4 protein-coding genes and 1 tRNA gene are annotated in these 5162 nt (G+C 54.0%); 2 read left to right on the top strand and 3 right to left on the bottom strand.

The window, feature by feature from the left end:
- On the top strand, positions 1-315 hold a 315-nt coding region (locus tag WCA10_RS14760; RefSeq protein ID WP_472823298.1), incomplete at its 5' end, for a winged helix-turn-helix transcriptional regulator.
- 661 nt (positions 316-976) lie between these two features.
- Here the strand turns inward: WCA10_RS14760 and WCA10_RS14755 are convergent.
- Entirely contained in the window at positions 977-1474 is a 498-nt protein-coding gene (locus WCA10_RS14755) for a DUF7674 family protein (RefSeq protein ID WP_472823297.1), read from the bottom strand.
- A gap of 799 nt (positions 1475-2273) precedes the next feature.
- Between WCA10_RS14755 and WCA10_RS14750 the strand changes: the two genes are divergently transcribed.
- A tRNA-Pro gene (locus tag WCA10_RS14750) sits at positions 2274-2350 on the top strand.
- A gap of 15 nt (positions 2351-2365) precedes the next feature.
- Here WCA10_RS14750 and WCA10_RS14745 read toward each other — a convergent pair.
- Together WCA10_RS14745 and WCA10_RS14740 are read right to left on the bottom strand one after the other, a co-directional pair.
- On the bottom strand, positions 2366-3547 hold the full coding sequence (locus WCA10_RS14745; protein WP_472823296.1) for a tyrosine-type recombinase/integrase: 1182 nt from the start codon (positions 3545-3547) through the stop codon (positions 2366-2368).
- Positions 3548-3620: 73 nt separating this feature from the next.
- Positions 3621-5162 (bottom strand): ankyrin repeat domain-containing protein (locus tag WCA10_RS14740; RefSeq protein ID WP_472823295.1); only part of this gene is annotated, 1542 nt, incomplete at its 5' end.

Here is a 5162-nt window from a genome sequence, read left to right as displayed (position 1 = left end):
GATACATCTAGGGAGATACTCAAGCTCATTGAAAAGGACCGCCGGAAGATCGAGGAGCTTGGCCGGCCGGCTGGATCGGTCCTGCGCGTTCACCTACACCTTCAACGCAAGCCGATCATCACGATCCCCGCAACAGCCGAACAGCTCTCCCTCTCCGCGCCCACGGTGGCTAAGGCTTTGCAGCACATGGTAAAGCTCGGCATGGTTCGTGAGACGACCGGCAAACAGCGCCATCGCCTCTTCACGTATCACCGCTACCTGGAAATTCTCAACCGGGGCACCGAACTCCCAAAACGAGCCATTCGTGGTGGCTAACCACGACAGAATTGAGGCTTGGGTCACGTGAACTATCGTGGGGAAGGGCAAGAGTCATAACTGATTCTAGCGGTCCGGACGATAAGAAACCTTGGATGACCGTCTGACCTACGCTTTTGGCCCAAGAATTCGCCGCATGACAATTTTTCGTTCCGCCAGATTCCGACGGTCAGCGAGAATGATAGCCTGTGTCTCCTCACTTCGTGTACCTTTCGCGCCATTAATCCCAACGTATTCTAAGTTCAGGAAGGATCGATTCGAGATTCTTTTTGACATTGTGGCGGCTTGTCATAGACCAGGGGAAGGAGACAACCCAAACACCCCAGCGGTTTGTGTCCGCAGGGCAAACCTCTCGAAAGAAATGTTTATCTGAAACCTCCCAGACAAGCCCCGCTCGACTGTTGTCCGGAGCAATGACGAAGGCGTCTCCACATTCGCAAGGCTCAATCTCGAAATCTGTAATTTCGCCAAACACGAAACCATCCACGGCAACATCACTAAGAGCCTGGAAGCCGTGATACACGGCAGCCCCAGGTGGCCTCGCGATGAAGCCAGGTTCAGTACGAGAGGCACTCTCCGCAGTGGCGTCAACCGCAAGGGGGCGTCCTATCGGGGCCGTGGATTTCTGTTTCTCGTCATTCAACGCTGTACCCTCACGTCACTACTTTTTCCGATACATAGACTCGATAATTTTCCTAAGTTGAGGATTCTCGACCTGCGACAAAGCCTTCTCGACGTCAAAAGCTTCGCGCCGGGGTTCCTGCTTCGCGGCCCAATCGCTTACCCGTTTCATATATGCATTAATTTCATTCCAGACAACAAGGCTCCTCGGTCCCAGCCATCGTAAAAAGGGTGCAGCTCCGAAGTCTCGATGACTGGCGACGTTTTGGATATCCTCCAACAGCCCAACTGTGATGAGGTTCTCAAGCTCAGGGTCAGGCTTGTGAAGGAGGGTCTCAACGGAGGCAAACAAATCCGAAAATTCGCCTGTCGCTTCCTGGGCGTATTTTTCGACCAGGTAATGAGCCAATCCACCCATTACGAGATACCACTGCGGCGAAGTTTCCTTTTCCGACTCCTTTACGAACTCCTGCCACTGCCTCTGGAAGCCTGGAACCGTCGCAATGATTTTCTCTACATCTTCTTGTTTAGCAGGCATAACGTTAACCGTGCGTTCTCTTCTTGGGCGGCCTGAATCGCAATGTGAGCCGGGCGCTGGACCACTCTCTTCCTCCCCATCCAGCCCAGTTCTGGTGATGACTAAGCAGGTGTTGCCAGGTTTCTCGTTGATGACACGCCCAATCCAGGGGGTCTATGATGCAGTTAATTTCATGGAGATCCATATGAAAATGAGGCGTCTTGGCGGGCTCATGCTTTTGCCAATCGCTGTTTGGGCTCAGCAGCCATCCAAGCCGACAGCAGGGCGGGCACCTCTTACTACCAGCAGGTCCAATGCGGTGGTCAAGACTCCTTCGCAGATTCTCGATGAAAACCACATTTCGATAGCTGTAATTGTTGCCGCAGGAAATCCGTCCGTTAAGCCCGGGACTGGTTTCTTTGTTGCTTGTATACGGGTTGGTGGTCGGGGCACGTGGATAAGGGCATTTTGCTCGCCTGGGCTTGAGTAGAACTGCGGCATATTTGCGGCAGCAACAGCCAACGCTGAATGGTATTCTTGTGCTCAACCGCCTCCGGTCGCTCATTACACGAACGCAGGGAACCTGTGGCTCAAGGGGACTCTCAGGTCTTCAAACGCTACTCGCAAATGAAACTGCAAATGAAGAGAGAAGCTCTGGAGAAAATCAACCGCCAGGCCAATGAAATGCCGTTGGATTCTGGCACAGCGATGGTTCAGTGAAATCTATTTGGCACAGTTTTGGCACAGTTGGAGGCGAAATTGGTCAGATGGAGCAACAGTTCTGTTGGGAAGTCCTTTATAATCTTTACGTACTTCATGTCGGGGCGTAGCGCAGCCTGGTAGCGCGCCTGCCTTGGGCGCAGGAGGCCCGCGGTTCAAATCCGCGCGCCCCGACCAATTATTTCTTTGTTTTCAATTTACTCTGCCTGACGTGGTCTGCGTCGGAGCCTGAACTTGGGTCCATTTGGGTCCAAATACAAGCCGCTCGACGCTTTCCACAGCGCGACGCTGCTCTTCCGGGATCGCGTGCAAATAAATCTCGCGCGTGATTTCCGGCGTGGCATGTCCCAACAGAGATTGCATCGTTCCTATTGGAGTACCCACACCGTCGAGCATCGTCGCGTGGCTATGCCTCAGAAGATGCCACGTGACACCAGGAAGCCCTAATTTCTTTGCGACAGGCTTCAGGTGCTTGCGCAAGAGATTCCAGCGATCTAGCGGCAATCCCTCGCGTGTTGCGAATACTAGGGCCTTTGGGTCAACAGCGGTGGAACAGATGCCGGCGAGAATTTCTGCCGTCTCCGTCCCAATCGGAATGGTTCGCGCACTGCGCTTTGTTTTGGGTTTATCGAAGTGCCCGTCATACACCGTCTCGACTACGCGGAGCAAACGAGCCTTCAAATCAATGCTCCCCCATCGAAGCGCAAGCAACTCCCCTACACGCAATCCCGTCAGCACCAGTAGCAACGTGACCGAGCGTGCGGGTTCATTGAGCGCCGCAGCTATGCCCCGTATCTGGATCGGAGTGAGGACAACCCGCTCCGCTCCATGCTGCCGTCGCGGGAGTTTCGTTTTCTGAGCTACGTTCTCGGCAATATAGCCCCATTCCTCGGCTGCTCCGAGAATCTTGCTCATACCACACTTGAAGTGGTGAACGGTTTCCCACGACAACCCGTTGCTGAGTTTTCGGCTGAGGAAGCTTTGCAGCTCTTCTCGCGTGAGTTCACGAAGCTGTCTCTGGCCGAAAGCAGGATTGAGATGCACGTCGAGCATGTACCGATAGTGCTTCTGAGTTGCGTATTTCAGCATTGGCAAGACCACAGGCGTCCAATCGTTCTTGACGAAATCGCCGAATGTACGGACCGACTGCGGTCGTGCCTTACCGTTGTTGATCGACCCTAACCTCTGAGACAGAACCTGCATAGCCAGGCGGCGCGTCGGAAATTCAGCGACGGTCCCGATCACTTCGGATCGCCTCAGTCTGCCGAGCGTGCCGTCTACTTGAATTACATCCTCCCACCAGCGTGCCACCCAAAGCTTTCTTCGGGTGCCGCGCTGGAAAAGCGATCCTTGCTGGAAACCTCTTCGAGCCATCGTTTCTCCCTTCTTTGGGATCTCGATGGCCCGCCCAGCTTGTTCTGCGTCGCTTCTGAGTGTAGTCCTCATGTCAAGCTGCTTCGCGATCTCTCCCGTGGCGCTGCACCCAGGCGATTACTTCGTCTGCGCGGAAACGCCAGTACTTCCCAAGGCGATATCCCGGCAGGCGATCTATCGAGCGCTTTCTGGTGTGCCCGTACACCCAAGAAACTGGCACCTTCAAGAGTTTGGCAGTCTCCTGAACCGTTAGAAGTTCGGTGTGGTTTTCATCTCCGTTGTTCATCACTGTGGCCCCCTGCTGCGGAATAGCTCCTCGGGTGGGTAAAAGCGCGCGACGCTTATTTCGACCTGAACGCGGCGTGTACTGGGTTGCACCCGCAGCGGTCAGTACTCGAACGCAATCTTCATTGTGAGCTGCCTTTGCTCTCATGAGGGCCGTTTGACCCTTGTCGTCGCGTTCATCGAGGCGAATAGCTGGAGCGTTTACCAAAACCTTGAGCTTTTCGACGAAATTATTCTGGGCAGCTGTCATCAGTGCGGTCTCGCCAGCGTGGCCTCTCGCATTAACGTTTGCACCTGCCTCGATCAATCGGGCTGCTATAGAATCTGAGACCGTTTCAATCAATGCTGTGTCACCATAGTTATCGCGCACTTCAAGATTGATGTTGTGTCGTATAAGCTCTTGGACGGCATCATCTTCAAGAGAGAAAAGAGCCGTTCCGCCGTCCCAACTACGTGCGTTAATATTGGCACCTGCATCTACAAGCATTTTCACGACAGCGTCGCGATGTATCATTTCTTCTGGAACTTCGGCGTGTCCTCTGCCGGAGTCATCAACGCTAAAACCAGGATCTCCCGTGGCACCGCTAAGAAGCGCGGTTTGGCGGCGTTTATTTCTCGCATTAGCTTCGGCTCCGCGATCTAGGAGGAGGCGAACACATTCTGGGTTTCCTGAAGCGGCGGCGGCCATCAGAGCCGTGTCGCCATATTTGTCCTTCTCGTCCCCTTTCAGTCCTGCTGCAAGTAGCAACCGCACGACGTCGGCATTGCCACTACCCGCTCCAAAGATTAGGGCACGACGGCCAAATTCATCAGCAGCGCGGGGATTTGCACCAGCTTTGAGAAGCAATGCAACCATGTCTGGCAGCCCACGGTCTGCCGCGAGCAACAATGCCGTTGCGTGATAAGGCCCATGATGTTCTAAATCAACTTTGTTGGACAGAATGCTACGCACAATCGCTGTCTCGCTGTATAGAGCAGCACGCGGAAGAGCGTCGGAAAGGACGTTTTGCCTGGCAGTCGGGTCCGAATTCTCTGCCAGTAGCGCCCGAACCGTGTCGGCGTCTCCGTTGACCCATTGATCGGAATGAGAATACTTCAAAATAGCGTCCTGGACATTTTTGAGAGCTGGTGGGATCTCAACCCCGTAATCCGTGATCACCTTTCGAGCAGCACCGATCTGGACAGAAGTTGTAGTGGAGTAACTGTCGGTTGCAAAGGGAAAGTCGTCACTTAACGAGAAAAAATCTGCTTGTCGAAGGGCTTCCAACAATTCGCGAATCTCTTCCGTGCTTATTTGTCGCTGGTGTTGTCCCTCCACGACGACGTACCC

The sequence above is a fragment of the Occallatibacter sp. genome, from assembly GCF_049582745.1.
Classification (GTDB): domain Bacteria; phylum Acidobacteriota; class Terriglobia; order Terriglobales; family Acidobacteriaceae; genus Telmatobacter.
Note: the sequence above shows the minus strand (reverse complement) of the source record. Positions and strands in the feature narration are given on the sequence as shown.

What these genes read in the sequence shown, in the direction of transcription:
- WCA10_RS14745 (WP_472823296.1), bottom strand. Translation starts at nt 3,547, where the DNA reads ATGGCTCGAAGAGGTTTCCAGCAAGGATCGCTTTTCCAGCGCGGCACC.
- WCA10_RS14755 (WP_472823297.1), bottom strand. Translation starts at nt 1,474, where the DNA reads ATGCCTGCTAAACAAGAAGATGTAGAGAAAATCATTGCGACGGTTCCA.